Below are 16,025 nucleotides of genomic sequence, written 5' to 3'. Positions count from 1 at the left end.
GCGCGGAGTGTGTCCGCCCGCGGCGCCGCCGGGACCCGTTCAGGGATGGACCGCGTGCTCGCCGCTGTCCCGCCCGGCACGCAGATGCTCGACGGAGGACAGCCGCAAGGGGTCGAGCTCCCCCTCCCTCTGCGCCGAGAGCACCCGCGCGGTGACACAGACGTGGTCACCGCCGTCGTCGAGCATCGCGATCCGCTCGAGGAGCAGGCGCTGCGGGCACGCCCCGAGCAGGGGGACCCCGCCCTCGCCGCCGCTCACGTCGAGCCCCGCGAACTTGTCCGTCTCCTCGCCGGTGAGGGTGCCGAACCGCTCGGCCAGGGCGAGATCCGCGGAGGAGAGGACGTGGACGGCGAAGTGCGTGGAGCGCAGGGCGAGGCGGTAGGTGTGGTTGGCCTTGGACAGCCAGAGGCAGTAGCGCTCGGGGGAGATGCTCGACTGGGCGTGGAAGCCGACCAGGCATCCGGCGCGCTCGCCCCCGGCGGCGGTCGTGACCACGACCATCGCGGGATCGGTCGCGGCCATCAGAGCGGCGAAGGCGTTCTCACTCATCGTTCCCGTCATCTGCGGTGGCGCGGTCCGCGGCGCCGTCCTCCGGCGGGAGCGCTTCGTAGCGGAGGAAGAGGGTGCCGTCCTCGACCATGGTGCTGCGCAGCGCGAAACGGCGCAGCGGCGCGCCCGCAGGGGTCACGCTGACCGGCAGCGGGTCGCCTCCCATGAGCGGGGAGACGGACAGGCACAGCTCGTCCAGACGGTCGGCCGCGACCAGTTCGCCGAGCCATCGGGGACCGCCCTCGCACAGCACCACCGCACAGCCGCGCTCGGCCAGGGCCCGCAGGGCGCGCGCCGGGTCGACCCGGTCCTCGCCGGCGATGAGCACCGTCGCCACCTCGCGAGCGGCGGCGAGGCGCTGGGGGTCCGCGGCGGAGCAGGTGATGAGCAGCGTGCGCGCCTCCTCCGACGCACCGGCGAAGACGTGCGAGGTGAGGTCGAGGTCGAGGCTGCGGCTGACCACTGCGACCGGCGGGAGCGAGGCCTGCCCGCGGAGCCTGCGCTGCTGCTGCGCCTCCTCCGACAGCCTCACCGGCGCATAGCCCTCGCGGCGCACGGTCTCGGCGCCGATCAGCACCACGTCGGCGATCTGGCGCATGCGGCGGAACAGCGACTGGTCCGGGGCCGTGGACAGCGCGCCGACCCGGCCGCTGATCGCGGCGGTGCCGTCCAGGCCCGCCACCATGTGTCCGGTCACCCAGCACTCGTGCCGCGGCCGGGACCGGTCGACGTCGAGATAGGGCCGGAGCGGGTCCGGGACCTGTGCACCGTGCTCGAGGAGCTCCATCCCGGCACCCTACCCGTCGTCCTCCTCGCGCAGCCTCGGCTCCACGCGCTGCGCGGGGTGGTAGCCGGACTTGTCCCGGTAGAACGCGCGGATCCGGTCCATGTCGGCGCGCACGTCATCGGTGACGGAAACGGTCGAGCCCAGCCCAGTGGTCATCGTGGTGCGGTCCACGAACCCGAGGGTGAGCGGCAGGCCCGTCGCCCGGGCGATCCGGTGGAAGCCCGACTTCCAGTGCGTGTGCGGACCGCGTGTGCCGTCCGGGGTGATGACCAGGCCGAACACGGTCCCGGTGCGGACCAGGGCGATGACCTCCTCGACCACACGTGCCGGGTCGCGACGGTCCACGGGGATCCCGCCGAGTGCGCGCATCACGGGCCCCTTCCAGCCGGGGAACAGGTCGTGCTTGCCCAACCAGCGCAGCTTCAGGCGCAGCCGCCAGGCGATCGCCAGCATGAACACGAAGTCCCAGTTGGAGGTGTGCGGTGCCCCGATGAAGATCGTGGGCCGGTCCGGGACGCGCTCGACCACGAGCCTCCAGGGGGAGAGGGCCCAGAAGGCGCGTGCGAGGAGCTGACGGATCATGTCCAGAGAGTAGGCGCTGAGGGTGCGGGGTCGCTGCAGGAGGACCCTCTCCGGGACGGACGCACTGCTCGTGCACGGCCTGCCGGGCGGTAGAGGTGCGGTCGACGGGCGAGGCCCTGCGCTCACTCGCCGCGGGGCGGCCTGCGGGTCTGCTTGAGATCCGCGCGGCGTCGCTTGGCCGCGAGACGCCGGCGGCGGGAGCCGGCCGTCGGCCTCGTCGCCCGGCGCGGCACCTCGGGGGCGACGGCCTCGCGCAGCAGGGCGGCGAGCCGCTCCCGCGCGGCTCGGCGATTCCGGCGCTGGGAGCGCTGCTCGGAGGCGGTGACGGTGAGCACCGTGCCCGCCGTGCGTGGGGCGAGACGCTCGAGGACGCGGGCGCGCTGGACCTCGTCCAGCGCCGAGGTGGTGGCCAGGTCCAGGCTCAGCTGGACGCGGGAGTCCGACGTGTTCACCCCTTGACCGCCCGGCCCGGAGGCGTGGGAGAACTGCTCGACCAGCTCCGCGGCGGGAACGCGCAGGCCGCGGGGCGCCCCCGGGCCGGGATCCACTCGCAGGTCGTCCATGTCCCCAGTGTGCCCCGCCGAGGGTCTGGCCGTCCGGCCGCGGACGGGGCACGATGGCGGCATGGCTGATCCGAAGCAGACCCTGACCCCTGAGCAGATCGCCGACGCCGCTCCCCGCGGCTGGCGCCAGGAGGACGAGACCCTCACCGCACGCTTCGACACCGGCGACTTCGCGACCGGGCTCGCGTTCGTGAACCGCGTCGGCCTCTCCGCCGAGGCGGCGAACCACCATCCCGAAATCCTTCTCACCTATCCCGAGGTCACCGTGACCCTCTCGAGCCACGACGTCGGATCAGTGACCTCGCGCGACATCGACCTCGCGCGCACGGTCAGCGCCCATGCCGAGGAGCTCGGGATCCGCCCCGCGGAGGGCTGAGATCCGTAGACGCGCGCAGGAGGGCCATCGGGGCGCGCCCGAACTCCCGGCCGCCGCGTCAAGGCGTCCATGAGATCCGGCGAGACAGGACTTCGGGCCCTGGAGCGCTCGGGGCGCCGGAACTAAGGTCGACGCATGATCGAGAATTCGAAGCTCACCGTCATCGGGGCCGGCGCCGTCGGTTCGAGCGTCGCCTACGCCTCGCTCATCCGCGGCTCCGCCCGCCACGTCGCCCTGTACGACATCGACGGCGCGAAGACCGAGGCCGAGGTGCTCGACCTCGCCCACGGCACCCTGTTCACCCGCGCCAGCGACGTCATCGGCGGCTCCGACATCGGCGTCGCCGAGGGCTCCCACGTCGTGGTGGTCACCGCCGGCGCCAAGCAGAAGCCCGGTCAGACGCGCATCGAGCTCGCCGCGACCAACGCGAAGATCGTCGGCTCGATCGTGCGGGACGTCCTCGAGGTCGCCTCGCACGCGATCATCGTCATCGTCACCAATCCCTGCGACGTCCTCACCATGCTCGCCCACGAGGCCTCGGGACTGCCGCCCGAGCGGGTGTTCGCCTCCGGCACCGTGCTGGACACCTCGCGCCTGCGCTGGGAGATCGCGCGCCGCACCGGGGTGGCGCCCACCTCCGTCCACGCCCAGATCGTCGGCGAGCACGGCGACACCGAGTTCCCGCTGTGGTCCGACGCCCGCATCAGCACCGTGCCGATCCTCGAGTGGCGCGGCGAGGACGGCGAGCCCCTGTTCACCCTCGAGGAGCTCGACCGCATCGCCGTGGACGTGCGCGAGGCCGCCTACAGGGTCATCCAGGGCAAGGGGGCGACCAACTACGCGATCGGGCTCTCCAGCGCCCGCATCGTCGAGGCGATCCTGGCCGACGAGAACGCCGTGCTGAACGTCGCCACCGTGCTGGACGGCTTCCACGGCATCGACGGGGTTGCCCTGTCGGTGCCGAGCATCGTCGGCTCCTCCGGCGCCCGACCGATCCGGGAGACGCCGTTCTCCTCCGAGGAGCTGGAGAAGCTGCGCGCGAGCGCCGCCGTGCTCGAGGAGGTCGCCGCCGGGCTGCGGGGCTGAGATCTCTCGCTCAGGAATGCCCCAGAAGAGTCAGCACGAGAGCGGTCGCCGACTCGGCGGAGCTCGCGTCGTGGAGCACGGGGTCGGGGAAGGCGGCGACCCCCACGATCCAGGCGGCGGATCCGTCGACTTCTGCCTTCGCGACCACGACGTCTCCGCCTGGGCGGTGGATGCGCAGCATCGGGCGCTGGGGATGGAGCGTCGTCCTGGCGGCGATGTCGGGGCGCTCCGCGATGAGCGCGTGCCGGATGCGGTCGCATTCGAGCCACTCGCCGAAAGCGGATGTCATGTCCTGGGTGAAGCGCATGGAAGGTCCTTCCGACGGGGCCCGAGATCGTAGGGCCGACGGCGAGTAGGGCAGGTGAGGGGCGCTGGTGACAGTGCGCGAGTTCAGCGGAGCCGTGCACCAGAGGGCAGCGAGCTCTCGACGAGCTCGACCTTCACCGGGCCGGTGCCGTGCTCGAGCGCGACGGGGACGGTCTGTGCGCGGGACTCCGAGGCGAGCCAGGAGAGGATCTTCGCCGGCCCATAGAGAATCGCCGCGAACGGTCCGAGGAACATCAACAGCGCGACGAGGACGGGGTGTGTCCGGAGGTCGTCGCTGGGGATCAGGCAGAAGAGCCCTACGCTGACAGCGATGACCGCGGTGCCGATCACCGCCGAGCGGAGTGAGATCTCCCCGAGATCGACCAGCATGCAGGCTGCGAGCAGGTAGGCGAAGCTCGCCTGCGGGCTGACGTTGAAGACCGTGTGGCGGAAGGTCGCAGCCATGCTGATCACGGCTCCGGCGACCACGACCGCCGCGGCGACCGGCGCGACAGGGCTTGCATCGAGCGAAGGCATGAACGTGCCGACGAGCCAGTCCGCCGGGCCGTCGAGGCCCACGGACCGCAGCGCGGAGGCGATGACCGCGTATCCGCTTCTGGTGCGCCCCCCGGCCGCCTGACCGTAGAGCAGCGAAATGGCGTAGAACGAGGCGAGCATCGCGAGGAGTCGGCGGCCGAAGCTGCCATCCTTGATGAAGTTGTCGGCGATGGTGGACATGATCATCCTTTCTCGGTGGTGGTGAGCAGGCGGGTCCCGCGGGGTGGTGCCGCCTGGCGTCCGCTGTTCGGTCTCAGCTGGGGGAGATGGTCCAGGTGCCGTCGGCATCGACCTGGAGGACCAGGGTGCCGTCGGGCAGCAGCGTGGTGCCGTCGTAGGCTCCGATGTCGTTGACGATCAGGTCGGGGTAGCTCTCGCCCCAGGCCCAGATCGCGAAGTTGCTCTCCCCGTCATGGGTGAGGGTGACCGGGGTCAGGCCGTCGGCGACGCCGTCGACGATGAGCACGGAATCGCCCCTGTCCTCGTAGACGCCCTCGCCGTCCCAGCGCGGAGCTTCGGCCAGATGCACAAGGTCGATGGTCCAGGCGCCGTCGGCCTCGATGCGCAGCGCGGCGGGGTCCTCGCCGAAGTTCAGCGCGACCTTCCCCTCGTAGCCGCCGATCTCGTTGACCAGCAGGTCGATGTCCTGTCCGTTCTCGTCCACGGACCACAGGGCGATGTTGCTCGAGCCGTCGTGCGTGACGGCCGCATAGAACACGTCCTCGCCGAGCGGATCGAGCATGACCACCTCGGAGCCGGTGCCGGAGAAGGACTGCGGCTCGGCGGGTTCCGGCTCCGGCGCGACCTCGGGCTCCTCCTCGGGGGAGGCCTCGGCGCTTTCGGTCGATGCCGCGGAGGAGTCTGCGCTCTCGGCCGGCGTCGTACCTGTCGTGGTGCCCGATTCGGTCCCGGTCTCGTCGTCCTCGGTGGCCTGGGCCTCGGCAGCGACGGCAGGGGTCGCCTCGTCGTCGCCGGCGGGTGGATCCGTCACGACGCCGCAGGCGCCGAGCAGCATCAGAGCGGCGAGAGCGCCCGTGAGGCCGCCGCCGAGGCGTCCCGCGGAGCGCCGGCGACGGGTCGCCGAGGACGGGGAGGTGGTGATGCGCATGTCTGCTCCTTCGCTGGGTCGGACCGCGTCCGATCGTGAGAGCACTGCGAGATCCGCGGTGCATGGGTAGACCATGCGGAGTCGCGGCGACAACCGGAACGCAATGCTGAGATAAGGCCCCTTATCAAGGAACAGTCAGATGTAATCGTGGTTCTCGATTACGGTGAGGTCATCCCCCGAGGAGGTGAGCCGTGCCGACCGTGACCATGCAGTCCATCGCCGACCTCACCCGCGTGCAGCGGGGAGTGGTGAGCATGTGGCGCACCCGCTTCGCCGGCACGCCGCACCCGTTCCCGCCCTCGCTGTCGGAGGATGAGCTGCTCTTCGACGCACAGCAGGTGGCCGCCTGGCTGGAGGCATCGGGGAAGGGGAACAATCCCGAGGCGCCGCTCGAGGTGCTCCTGCACTCCTCGCAGTTCGAGGAGCTGCGGGGCGACCCCGAGACCGCCTCGGCCCTGTTCCTCCTGCACGATCTGGTGGGCGGGCCGCTCACGGAGGTCCGGCCGGCGGACGTCCGCGACGCCCTCGCGCACCGAACCTCCGAGCTGCTGATCCCCCAGCATCGACTCGAAGGCCTGTGGGCTCGGGCCGAGCTCCTGTCCGCCGTGGACGAGCTCGCCGAGGCGGCCTTCTCCGGTCGTGCGCTGCTCGATCGGCTGGTGGGGTCCTTCAGCCGCCCCCGCGGGCCCTGGGCCCGGGAGGTGCTCACCGCGCCCGGAGTCGCGCTGATGGTCGAGATCCTGCGCGGACTGCTCGAGCTCGCGCCCCGGCGCCTCGACCCCCAGGATCCGGGGGCGCTGCTGCTCGCCACAGAGCTCGCACTCGCCCTCGAGGACGAGGACCAGCCGCGCTGCGGGGTCGACCTCTCTGCCGACATGGCCGCGGAGTCCTGGGCGGCGCTCCGCATGCTCGCCGCGCATGCGGGGACCGACCACGTCGTCGATCGAGAGGCCGGAGCCGAGGAGCCTCACCTCGCGCTCCGCCACGACCCGGCCGCAGAGGACCCGGTCGAGCTGTACGACCGGATCGAGTCGATGCTGCTGGACCTCGGTCCGTCGGACCTCGCCATGGTGATCGGCCCGAGCGAGCTCCTGCTGGATCCGCTCCGGCAGGAAGCCCACCGCGCCGCACGCTCGCGCCTGCTGCTTCCCCGCCCCGAGAGCCCGGCCCCGCTGCACTACGCGGCCCGACTGCCGAAGGGCCTCAGCCGCTTCGTCGGCCGACGGCGGCTCGCGATGTGGGTGTTCGGCACCGCGGCGCCGCATGCCGGCACGGACTGGACCGTCTACGGAGAGCATGCGGACACCGCCCTGGACGCCTCCTCCCGCGCGGCGCTCGCCGCCGATGTCGCCGCGGCACTGGCCGGGGGCACCTCCCTGACCGCCCACGCCTTCCTCCGCAGCACGCGACTGGCGACCGGCGCGCTCCTGCGGCGACCCGATCTGCTGCTCTCCCCGCAGTCCGGACCGCCGCGCAGCGGCGGCGAGAGCCTGGCCCGGCTCTGGGAGCTCGACGACGGGTCGCTCTCGCAGACCCTCGCCCTACGCGCCACCGAGGAGAACCGGACCGATCCCACGCTCTCCTGGGCGCAGGCCCTGAACGGCCTGGCCCGCGAGGTCCGCGGCACACGCCTGCCCTCTCAGGTGATCGGTGCCCCTGCGGCGGGCAGCGTCGCCGTGATCGGACCGGAGGAGGTGCGCGATCCGAGCCGCCTCGGACAGCGGGCCGTGGACCGTCTCGTGCTGGAGCAGACCGTCCCGCGCAGCATCCTCACCCTCCCCGGGGACGTGGTGTTCACGGCCGAGGGCGGCGCCGCCGCCATGGTCGATGCGGCCGGCGGCAACGTGCTGCAGGCCCCGGCACGAGTGCTGCGCTGCGTCCCTGACAGCCACGCGCCGCGGGTGCTGCACCCCCGCGTGGTGGCCGCCGACATCAGCGCCCAGCAGGGCCGCGACCGGCGCACCTGGCGCCTGCGCACCATCCCCGCCGAGGCGGTCCCGGCGCTCGACGCTGTCGGACCCCTGCTGGAAGATCGGCGTGCCGAGCTCCGTCGCCGACTCGACTCCCTCGACCAGCTCGAGGACGAACTCATCCAGGCCGTGGCGGCTGGAACCCTCGCCGCCACGCTCACCACCCCCATGAAGGAGAACTGATGGCCACGAAGCAGGCCACCTTGGCGCCCTCGACGCCCAAGGAGCTCAAGGACACGCTGTGGAAGGCGGCGGACAAGCTCCGCGGCTCCATGGACGCCAGCCAGTACAAGGACGTCGTGCTCGGCCTCGTGTTCCTCAAGTACGTCTCCGACGCCTTCGAGGAGCGGCGCGAGGCGATCCGCGCCGAGCTCGCCGGCGAGGATGAGCAGTTCCTCGCCGAGACCCTCGAGGAGGTCGACGAATACACCGGCTCCGGCGTGTTCTGGGTGCATCCCGAGGCGCGCTGGGAGCACATCGCCGCGCACGCCAAGGGGACGCAGGCCTCACCCGGCGCCGACCGCCAGACCGTGGGTGACCTGATCGACTCCGCCATGGGGCATCTAGGCCGCGACAACACCTCCCTCGAGGGCACCCTGCCGCGGATCTACGGCCGCGACAACGTGGACCAGCGCCGCCTGGGCGAGCTGGTGGACCTGCTGAACTCCGCCCGCTTCACCGGGCAGGGCGCCTCGAAGGCGCGAGACCTGCTCGGGGAGGTCTACGAGTACTTCCTGGACAAGTTCGCCAAGGCCGAGGGCAAGCGCGGCGGCGAGTTCTACACCCCGCCGGTGCTGGTACGCACCCTGGTGGAGATCCTCGAACCCCACAAGGGCCGCGTCTACGACCCGTGCTGCGGCTCCGGCGGCATGTTCGTGCAGGCCGAGAAGTTCCTCGCCTCGCACAACGAGGACCCGACGAACATCGCCGTGTACGGCCAGGAGCTCAACGAGCGCACCTGGCGGATGGCGAAGATGAACCTCGCCATCCACGGCATGGACTCCCAGGGCCTCGGCGCCCGCTGGGGCGACACCTTCGCCCGCGACATCCACCCGAACCTGGTGGCGGACTACGTGCTGGCGAACCCGCCGTTCAACATCAAGGACTGGGCCCGCAGCGAGGACGATCACCGCTGGACCTACGGCGTACCGCCGGTGCGCAACGCCAACTACGCCTGGATGCAGCACATCCTCTCCAAGCTCTCCGCGCAGGGAGAGGCGGCCGTCGTGATGGCCAACGGCACCATGGCCTCGAACACCGGGGGAGAGGGCGAGATCCGCAAGCAGATGCTGAAGGCCGGCGTGGTCTCCGCCGTGATCGCGATGCCGCCGAACCTGTTCCGCTCGGTCGCGATCCCGGTGTGCGTGTGGTTCTTCGCGAACGACAAGACCGCCGGGTCCAAGGGGTCGATCGACCGCTCCCGCGAGGTGCTGTTCATCGACGCCCGCGAGATGGGGCACATGGTCGATCGCGTGGAGCGCACCTTCTCCGACGGGGACATCCACACCATCGCGAACACCTTCCGCACCTGGCGCGGCCGCGACTCGGCCGAGGGCGAGTACGAGGACGTGCCCGGCTTCTGCAAGTCCGCCACACTTGACGAGATCGAGCAGGCAGGCTGGGCGGTGACCCCGGGGCGCTTCGTCGGCGCGCCGGAGCCGGAGGAGGACGACGAGCCGATCGACGAGAAGATCGAGCGGCTCACGGAGGAGCTCACCGCGGCGCTGGACGAGTCCGCGCGGCTGGACGCGGTGGTGCGGGAACAGCTGGGGAGGTTGGTATGACGACACTTGGCGAGGTTCACGGCCTGCGCGCGATCCAAACAGGTCCCTTCGGTACTCAGCTCAAGGCAGACGAGTACAACTCAACGGGAAACGGCGCACCTGTCGTCTCGGTCGGAGAGATCCGAGAAGGATTCATCCGCATCAAGCCTGACACACCGCGAGTAGGGCCAGAGGTGCAGACCCGATTGGGGCATTTCATGTTGGACGAACGGGATGTGGTGGTCTCAAGGAAGGGGGCCGTCGATCGCTCGGCATGGATCTCAAAGTCCTACGGACCGCTGTTCTTGGGCAGTGATGCTATCGCCGTGCGTTTTGACGATCCGGACACCGCCCGCTTCTATAGCTACGTACTACGAGAGAGATCAGTCCGCGGGTGGCTGGTGAGGCACGCGCCGGGGACCACGATGCTATCGATGAATGGTGCCGTTCTGGGAGCAGTTCCTGTGCCACCGTCCAATGGTCTCCGGATGGCCTCGATTGTCGAGGTGCTTGGCGCCCTCGACGACAAGATCGCCGCGAACCACCGGCTCGTGGATTCTTTGGATGATCTCATTCGGTCCTGCGTAGCTTCCCGCCTTGTAAAGCCAATTCAGCTCTGGGAGGCCTTGAGCTTTGTGTTCGGCGAAGCCTTCAAAGGTGACTCTTTCAGTGCGCCCGGCATCGGTCGACCCCTGGTGAGGATCCGTGATCTCAAGTCGCAGAAATGTCAAGTGTGGACGACTGAGCGTCGCGAAAGGGAATGTGAAGTGCGCCCAGGTGACATTCTTGTAGGGATGGATGCTGAGTTCCGACCCACCCGATGGTCAGGCCCGGAGGGCGTGCTCAACCAACGGGTTCTCTCTGCGTCAAGCGATACATACGGGCCGGCCATTGCGCTCGAAATGCTAGTGGCGCCACTCCGTCGGATTGAGCGCAGCAAGGCAGGGACGACCGTGATCCATCTGAACAAGAGTGACCTTCTCGCCGAAGAAGTCTTGGCGCCGGTCGGCCTGGAGGTTCCTGCGTTGAGGGCACTGGTCGATCCGATGTGGGAACGAGCTGTGGCAGCCGAACAGGAGTCGGTTCGCCTCGCCGCCACCCGCGACGAGCTCCTGCCGCTGCTGATGTCCGGCAAGATCACCGTCAAGGATGCCGAGAAGACCGTCGAGGAGGTCGTCTGAAATGTCGTCGCACACCGGAGAGGATGCCTGGGAGCAGCTCGTCATCGATCGGATGGGTGAGCTCGACTGGCAGTACACGCCCGGCGCGGAGATCGCGCCGGGCTCGGGGGAGCGGGATTCGTGGCAGGACATCGTGCTGCGCGGCACGCTCGATCAGGCGCTGAAGAACCTCAATCCCGACGTGCCGGGGGAGTACCTCCAGCAGGCCGCGACCGAGGTGCTTGCCCCCCAGTCGCAGGACGCGATCACAGAGAACCACCGCCTCCACACGATCCTGCGTGACGGGTATCGCGGCATCACCTACGTCGACCACGACGGCCGTGAACGCACCCCCGTGATCCGCTTCCTCTCCGGCGAGGCGTCTCTGAACAGCTACCGCGTTGTGAACCAGGTGACCATGCGGCGCGGCCAGGTGGAACGCCGCTTCGACCTCGTCGCCTATGTGAACGGGTTGCCGCTGGCGATCATGGAACTCAAGCAGGCAGGCGCCCGGGCCGCGACCGCCGAGGCCGCGTTCAACCAGTTGCAGACCTATGTCACCGAGCTGCCCATGGCGTTCCGCTTCGCCGCGTTCGTGGTCGCGAGCGACGGGATCAACGCTCGCTACGGCACGCCGTTCACGCCCTGGAACCACTTCGCCTCCTGGAACGTGGACGATGACGGACACCCCGTCGCCATGGGGGAGCCAGGCCCGGACGGTGAGCACCACACCGAGATCGACTGGACGCTGAACGGCCTGTTCAACCTCGAGCGCTTCGGGCAGCTGCTGCACGACTTCATCGCCTTCGACGAGGACGCCTCCGGGCTCACCAAGCGCATCGCCAAGCCGCACCAGTACTTCGCCGTCACCAAGGCGGTCGGCTCCACCATCGAGGCCGTCCGCTCCGACGGGCGGATCGGCGTGGTCTGGCACACCCAGGGCTCCGGCAAGTCCATGGAGATGGAGCTGTACACCGCGAAGGTGATGGGTCACCCGCAGCTCGCGAACCCCACCATCGTCGTCCTCACCGACCGCACCGAGCTCGACACCCAGCTGTTCGACGGGTTCCAGCGCTCCACGCTGCTGCCCGAGCAGCCCCGCCAGATCGGCTCCCGCGAGGAGCTCCGCGCGCAGCTCAGCGAACGCCGCACCGGCGGGATCTACTTCACCACGTTGCAGAAGTTCGGCCGTTCCCAGGCCGAGCGCGAGGCCGGCGCCGCGCATCCCCTGCTCTCGGACCGTCGGAACATCATCGTCATCGCCGACGAGGCCCACCGCAGCCACTACGGCGACCTCGACGGCTACGCCCGCCACCTGCGCAGCGCCCTGCCGAACGCCGCCCTCATCGCCTTCACCGGCACCCCGATCCGCGAAGCGGACCGCGACACCCGCGAGGTGTTCGGCGCCGACATCGACGTGTACGACCTGCGCCGGGCCGTGGACGACAAGGCCACCGTGCCTGTCTACTTCGAACCCCGCCTCATCCAGCTCGCCCGCCTCGCCGACCTCGACGACGACACGATCGACGACGCCGCCGAGGAGGCCACCGCGGGCCTGGACGACGTGGACCGCCAGCGCCTCCAGCAGTCCGTCGTCGTGCTCGAAGCGCTCTACGGCGCACCCGAGCGCCTGCGCACCCTCGCGGAGGACTTCGTCGCGCACTGGGAGCAGCGGCGGGAGAACATGCGCACCGCGATCGAGGGGCCCGGCAAGGCCATGATCGTCACCGCCACCCGTTCCATCGCCGCCCGGCTCTACGACGAGATCGTTGCGCTGCGCCCCGACTGGCACGACGACTCCGACGCCAAGGGAAGGATCAAGGCGGTCTACACCGCGAACCCGTCGGACCCCGAGCAGATCAAGACCCATATGCGCCGGCCCAGCGCAATCGCCGCCGTGAAGCAGCGCGTCAAGGACCCGGCCGACGAGCTCGAGATCGTCATCGTCAAGGACATGATGCTCACCGGCTTCGACGCCCCCGCTCTACACACCCTGTACCTCGACCGCAGCATCAAGGGCGCCCTGCTCATGCAGACCCTCGCCCGCGTCAACCGCACGTACAAGGGCAAGCAGGACGGGCTCCTCGTCGCCTACGCCCCGCTGCTCGAGAACCTCAACGCCGCCCTGCGCGAGTTCACCCACGACGCCGACCCGACCGACCCCAGCGTCGGCCGGCGCGACGTCGACGAGGCCGCCCAGCTCGTCCACAGCCTCGTCGGCTCCCTCCGCGAGATCGTCACCCTCGACTGGAAGGCGATCCAGAAAGCCGACGTGCGCCGCGGCTTCATCGACGCCGTCTCCGCGACCACGAACTTCCTGCGCTCACCGCTGACCGACGGGAACACCGACCCCGAGGACCCGAACGCCCGTCCCCTCGCCGACGCCTTCCGCAGTCTCTCCTCCAAGCTCGACCGCGCCTGGGCGCTCGCTGCTGGGCACCAGGACATCCAGCCGCTGCTGCCCGAGGTGCAGTTCTACAAGGAGGTGCGGGTGTGGATGGCGAAGTACGACGCCCGCGAGCGCCTCTCCCGCGGAGAGCCCATCACCGACGAGGTGCGGCGCCTGCTCGGCGAACTGCTGGTCGACTCCGCGGAGAGCACCGGGGTGGTCGACATCTACCAGGAGGCAGGCCTCGAGCTGCAGCGGCTCGACGCGATCACCCCTGCCTGGATCGAGGACGCGAAGAAGCCCTCGAAATCCCAGCTCGCGATCGAGGCGCTGAAGGCCACCATCCTCGAGGAGGCGGCACGAGTCACCCGCGGCAATGAGGTCCGCTCGAAGCTGTTCTCCGAGCGGATCAACGAGCTGATGCTGAAGTACACCAACAAGCAGCTCACCGCCGCGGAGATCATCGCCCGCCTCATCGAGATGGCCCAGGAGGTCCGCGCCGAAGCCGACCGTGGCACGCAGTTCAGTCCTCCGCTCGGCACCGACGAGCTGTCGGTCTACGACGTCATCGCACAGAACCCCTCGGCCGTGGACGTGATGGGCGACGACACCCTCGCCCAGATCGCCCGGGAGCTGGTGACGATCATGCAGCGTGACATCCGCACCGACTGGACCGTGCGCGACGACGTCAAGGCCAAGCTCCGCTCCTCCATCAAGCGCCTGCTGCGCAAGTACAAGTACCCGCCGGACCAGCAGAGCGAGGCGATCGTGAACGTCATGCACCAGATGGAGTCGCTCGCACCCCGGTATGCGGAGGAGCTGCAGGGCGCATCGGCCTGACGATGCGTGGCAAGCACCTGTCGCGGCCCGTGATGGCGTCGTCCACAGGAACCGGTCCACGGACGGTGCGCACCCCTACCATGGAGACCCGGGTAGAGCGCCGAGAGAGACCAGGACGGGAGGTCGCGCCGTGACAGTCCATGTGGATGTCGCTACGACGATCCTCGACTGGGCAGTCGAACGCGCCGGGTGGGATGAGGAGACCGCCGAGCGGAAGTTCCCTCAGCTCACCGAGTGGAGGGCCGGGACTCGTCGGCCGACGGTGAAGCAGCTGGAGCGTTTCGCGAAGGCCACTCATGCGCCGTTCGGCCAGCTCTTCCTCTCCGCGCCGCCGGAGGAGTCGCTCCCGGTGCCCGACATGCGCACCCTGCGCGGCACAGGGATCACCCGCCCATCCGCGGACCTCCTCGACACGATCTACCAGTGCCAGACGCGACAGAGCTGGTTCCGCGACCACGCTGTGGAGAACGGGATGGAACCTGTCGCCTATGTCGGGACGGCGACGACCGACGACGACCCCACTGTCATGGCGCAGAGAATGCAGGAGGTTCTCGGCGTCGACCCGAGGACCGAGCCTCTGGCACCGAGCTGGAGCGCTGCCTTCCGCCTGCTGTCCGACCAAGTCGAGGCGAGCGGGACGCTAGTGATGGTCAATGGTGTGGTGGGTTCCAATACGCACCGCGCATTGCGGCCCGAGGAGTTCCGCGGCTTCACCCTGGCCGACGACCTGGCCCCGGTGGTGTTCATCAATGGGGCGGACAGCAAGTCCGCACAGATCTTCACGCTCCTCCACGAGTTCGCGCACGTCTGGCTCGGGGGCAGCGCCCTCTCCGACGTCGTACCCGGCGAAGAAGGCGGTCCTCCCGAGGAACGGTGGTGCAATGCCGTCGCAGCCGAGGTGCTGATGCCGATCGAATCCGTGCGTTCCACGTTCCGAGGCGACCTCTCCGCCGAAGGTCTCGATGTCCTGGCACGCCGTTTCACCGTCAGCACGCTCGTCGTCCTTCAGCGTCTCGTCGACGCCGAGCTGGTCCCGCGGGACCGTTTTCGGGAGCTCTATGCGAAGGAGGAGGAGCGCGTCCTCGCGCTCTTCGCCGAGACGAAGGAGAACCGGTCCGGAGGCGGGAACTTCTACAACGTCCAATCGCAACGCCTCAGCAGGCAGTTCGCGCGCGCGGTCGTCGCGAGCGCACGCGAGGGCGGGACCAGCTATCGCGATGCCTACAAGCTGCTCGGCACGAAGAAGCACAGCACGTTCGAGGCGCTCGCCGAGCGGGTCGGGACGCGCTGATGCATCTCGTCGACGCGAACGTCCTGATCGAGGCGAAGAACAGGTACTACGCGTTCGACATTGCGCCCGGGTTCTGGGCGTGGCTCGAGCAGGGCCACCGGACGGGGAAGCTGATCAGCATCGACGCCGTCCGTGATGAGCTCGTGCAGGGCGATGATGAGCTCGCGGAATGGGCTCGAGGTCGTCGAGACTTCTTCCTGCCGATCGATCAGCTCACGGTCCAGCGTTTCCGACCGCTCAGCGACTGGGCTCGGCACCAGAACTATCGGCAATCAGCGCTGAATGAGTTCTCCAGCGATCGGGCGGACTTCCTCCTGATCGCACACGCGATCGGGCACGGCGACACGGTGATCACCAACGAGCAGCCCAGCCCGCAGGCGCAGAAGCGAGTGAAGATCCCCGACGCCTGCGCCGGCATGGGAGTGGCGACCGCTGACATCTTCACCGTGCTGAGGGAGACCGGGGCAGCTCTCCATCTCGTCGACTCAGCTGAGACAGAGCCCCGTGCCGAGACGCGAGCGCCGACGATCCCGGGCCTCGACTGATCGCAGAGGCCGGGCGCGAGAGCGCCGGCTATCCGCTCTGCGGAAGAGGATCCCTGACCCTCTTGTCACCGGCGGGACCAGCATACCCATCGGTCTCCGCGGAACAAGGGGCCGGTGGTGGAGAGCCCGCTCCCTACCCGCGGGTCTGTACG

Annotated in this window: 15 protein-coding genes; 8 read left to right on the top strand and 7 right to left on the bottom strand. The window is 69.5% G+C overall.

Annotation, left to right across the window (positions count from 1 at the left end):
• Window positions 1-39: 39 nt before the first annotated feature.
• The 4 genes from Y09_RS14805 to arfB all read right to left on the bottom strand — a co-directional run bounded on the left by Y09_RS14805 (window position 40) and on the right by arfB (window position 2,481).
• A complete protein-coding gene (locus Y09_RS14805) occupies window positions 40-549 on the bottom strand; it encodes a flavin reductase family protein (RefSeq protein WP_053918588.1) in 510 nt (169 codons plus the stop codon).
• The gene (locus Y09_RS14800; RefSeq protein ID WP_053918586.1) at window positions 542-1,336 is read right to left on the bottom strand and encodes a pyrimidine reductase family protein; all 795 of its coding nucleotides are present in this window, start codon (window positions 1,334-1,336) and stop codon (window positions 542-544) included. The genes Y09_RS14805 and Y09_RS14800 overlap by 8 nt, the downstream gene beginning before the upstream one ends.
• A gap of 9 nt (window positions 1,337-1,345) precedes the next feature.
• Entirely contained in the window at window positions 1,346-1,918 is a 573-nt protein-coding gene (locus Y09_RS14795; protein WP_053918584.1) for a 1-acyl-sn-glycerol-3-phosphate acyltransferase, read from the bottom strand.
• Window positions 1,919-2,040: 122 nt separating this feature from the next.
• The gene (gene arfB / locus Y09_RS14790) at window positions 2,041-2,481 is read right to left on the bottom strand and encodes an alternative ribosome rescue aminoacyl-tRNA hydrolase ArfB (RefSeq protein WP_053918582.1); all 441 of its coding nucleotides are present in this window, start codon (window positions 2,479-2,481) and stop codon (window positions 2,041-2,043) included.
• 61 nt (window positions 2,482-2,542) lie between these two features.
• On the opposite strand from arfB, the gene Y09_RS14785 reads away from it, so the two are divergent.
• Both Y09_RS14785 and Y09_RS14780 read left to right on the top strand, forming a co-directional pair.
• A complete protein-coding gene (locus tag Y09_RS14785; protein WP_053918579.1) occupies window positions 2,543-2,857 on the top strand; it encodes a 4a-hydroxytetrahydrobiopterin dehydratase in 315 nt (104 codons plus the stop codon).
• Window positions 2,858-2,992: 135 nt separating this feature from the next.
• On the top strand, window positions 2,993-3,943 hold the full coding sequence (locus tag Y09_RS14780; RefSeq protein WP_053918577.1) for an L-lactate dehydrogenase: 951 nt from the start codon (window positions 2,993-2,995) through the stop codon (window positions 3,941-3,943).
• A gap of 10 nt (window positions 3,944-3,953) precedes the next feature.
• Here Y09_RS14780 and Y09_RS14775 read toward each other — a convergent pair whose 3' ends face one another.
• The 3 genes from Y09_RS14775 to Y09_RS14765 all read right to left on the bottom strand — a co-directional run bounded on the left by Y09_RS14775 (window position 3,954) and on the right by Y09_RS14765 (window position 5,915).
• A complete protein-coding gene (locus Y09_RS14775) occupies window positions 3,954-4,250 on the bottom strand; it encodes a hypothetical protein (protein WP_053918575.1) in 297 nt (98 codons plus the stop codon).
• An 83-nt stretch (window positions 4,251-4,333) separates the two neighbouring features.
• Window positions 4,334-4,987: a hypothetical protein gene (locus Y09_RS14770; RefSeq protein ID WP_053918573.1), complete on the bottom strand. Its 654-nt coding sequence runs from the start codon at window positions 4,985-4,987 to the stop codon at window positions 4,334-4,336.
• Between the two features lie 73 nt (window positions 4,988-5,060).
• Window positions 5,061-5,915 carry a hypothetical protein gene (locus tag Y09_RS14765; RefSeq protein ID WP_053918571.1) on the bottom strand — a complete coding sequence of 285 codons (855 nt, stop codon included), beginning with the start codon at window positions 5,913-5,915 and terminating at the stop codon, window positions 5,061-5,063.
• A 191-nt stretch (window positions 5,916-6,106) separates the two neighbouring features.
• Here Y09_RS14765 and Y09_RS14760 point away from each other — a divergent pair, with 191 nt between their 5' ends.
• The 6 genes from Y09_RS14760 to Y09_RS14740 all read left to right on the top strand — a co-directional run bounded on the left by Y09_RS14760 (window position 6,107) and on the right by Y09_RS14740 (window position 15,873).
• Window positions 6,107-8,068, top strand: a complete 1,962-nt coding sequence (locus Y09_RS14760; RefSeq protein ID WP_053918569.1) for a hypothetical protein — start codon at window positions 6,107-6,109, stop codon at window positions 8,066-8,068.
• Window positions 8,068-9,669, top strand: a complete 1,602-nt coding sequence (locus tag Y09_RS14755) for a class I SAM-dependent DNA methyltransferase (RefSeq protein WP_053918567.1) — start codon at window positions 8,068-8,070, stop codon at window positions 9,667-9,669. Before Y09_RS14760 ends, Y09_RS14755 begins: the two co-directional genes overlap by 1 nt.
• Window positions 9,666-10,829: a hypothetical protein gene (locus Y09_RS17705; RefSeq protein ID WP_200716830.1), complete on the top strand. Its 1,164-nt coding sequence runs from the start codon at window positions 9,666-9,668 to the stop codon at window positions 10,827-10,829. Before Y09_RS14755 ends, Y09_RS17705 begins: the two co-directional genes overlap by 4 nt.
• A 1-nt stretch (window position 10,830) precedes the next feature.
• Window positions 10,831-14,037, top strand: a complete 3,207-nt coding sequence (locus Y09_RS14750) for a type I restriction endonuclease subunit R (RefSeq protein ID WP_053918565.1) — start codon at window positions 10,831-10,833, stop codon at window positions 14,035-14,037.
• 130 nt (window positions 14,038-14,167) lie between these two features.
• Window positions 14,168-15,328, top strand: a complete 1,161-nt coding sequence (locus tag Y09_RS14745) for an ImmA/IrrE family metallo-endopeptidase (protein ID WP_053918564.1) — start codon at window positions 14,168-14,170, stop codon at window positions 15,326-15,328.
• Window positions 15,328-15,873, top strand: a complete 546-nt coding sequence (locus Y09_RS14740) for a DUF4411 family protein (protein ID WP_053918562.1) — start codon at window positions 15,328-15,330, stop codon at window positions 15,871-15,873. The genes Y09_RS14745 and Y09_RS14740 overlap by 1 nt, the downstream gene beginning before the upstream one ends.
• Window positions 15,874-16,025 lie beyond the last annotated feature (152 nt).

Origin of the sequence: Brachybacterium sp. SW0106-09, assembly GCF_001293905.1 — a bacterium.
Classification (GTDB): Bacteria; Actinomycetota; Actinomycetes; order Actinomycetales; family Dermabacteraceae; genus Brachybacterium; species Brachybacterium conglomeratum.
This window is presented reverse-complemented; position numbering and strand designations above follow the sequence as displayed.

Bases quoted from the DNA above. Each gene is read 5' to 3' on its own strand.
- Y09_RS14805 (WP_053918588.1), bottom strand. From the start codon at position 549: ATGAGTGAGAACGCCTTCGCCGCTCTGATGGCCGCGACCGATCCCGCG.
- Y09_RS14800 (WP_053918586.1), bottom strand. From the start codon at position 1,336: ATGGAGCTCCTCGAGCACGGTGCACAGGTCCCGGACCCGCTCCGGCCC.
- Y09_RS14795 (WP_053918584.1), bottom strand. From the start codon at position 1,918: ATGATCCGTCAGCTCCTCGCACGCGCCTTCTGGGCCCTCTCCCCCTGG.
- arfB (WP_053918582.1), bottom strand. From the start codon at position 2,481: ATGGACGACCTGCGAGTGGATCCCGGCCCGGGGGCGCCCCGCGGCCTG.
- Y09_RS14785 (WP_053918579.1), top strand. From the start codon at position 2,543: ATGGCTGATCCGAAGCAGACCCTGACCCCTGAGCAGATCGCCGACGCC.
- Y09_RS14780 (WP_053918577.1), top strand. From the start codon at position 2,993: ATGATCGAGAATTCGAAGCTCACCGTCATCGGGGCCGGCGCCGTCGGT.
- Y09_RS14775 (WP_053918575.1), bottom strand. From the start codon at position 4,250: ATGCGCTTCACCCAGGACATGACATCCGCTTTCGGCGAGTGGCTCGAA.
- Y09_RS14770 (WP_053918573.1), bottom strand. From the start codon at position 4,987: ATGTCCACCATCGCCGACAACTTCATCAAGGATGGCAGCTTCGGCCGC.
- Y09_RS14765 (WP_053918571.1), bottom strand. From the start codon at position 5,915: ATGCGCATCACCACCTCCCCGTCCTCGGCGACCCGTCGCCGGCGCTCC.
- Y09_RS14755 (WP_053918567.1), top strand. From the start codon at position 8,068: ATGGCCACGAAGCAGGCCACCTTGGCGCCCTCGACGCCCAAGGAGCTC.
- Y09_RS17705 (WP_200716830.1), top strand. From the start codon at position 9,666: ATGACGACACTTGGCGAGGTTCACGGCCTGCGCGCGATCCAAACAGGT.
- Y09_RS14750 (WP_053918565.1), top strand. From the start codon at position 10,831: ATGTCGTCGCACACCGGAGAGGATGCCTGGGAGCAGCTCGTCATCGAT.
- Y09_RS14740 (WP_053918562.1), top strand. From the start codon at position 15,328: ATGCATCTCGTCGACGCGAACGTCCTGATCGAGGCGAAGAACAGGTAC.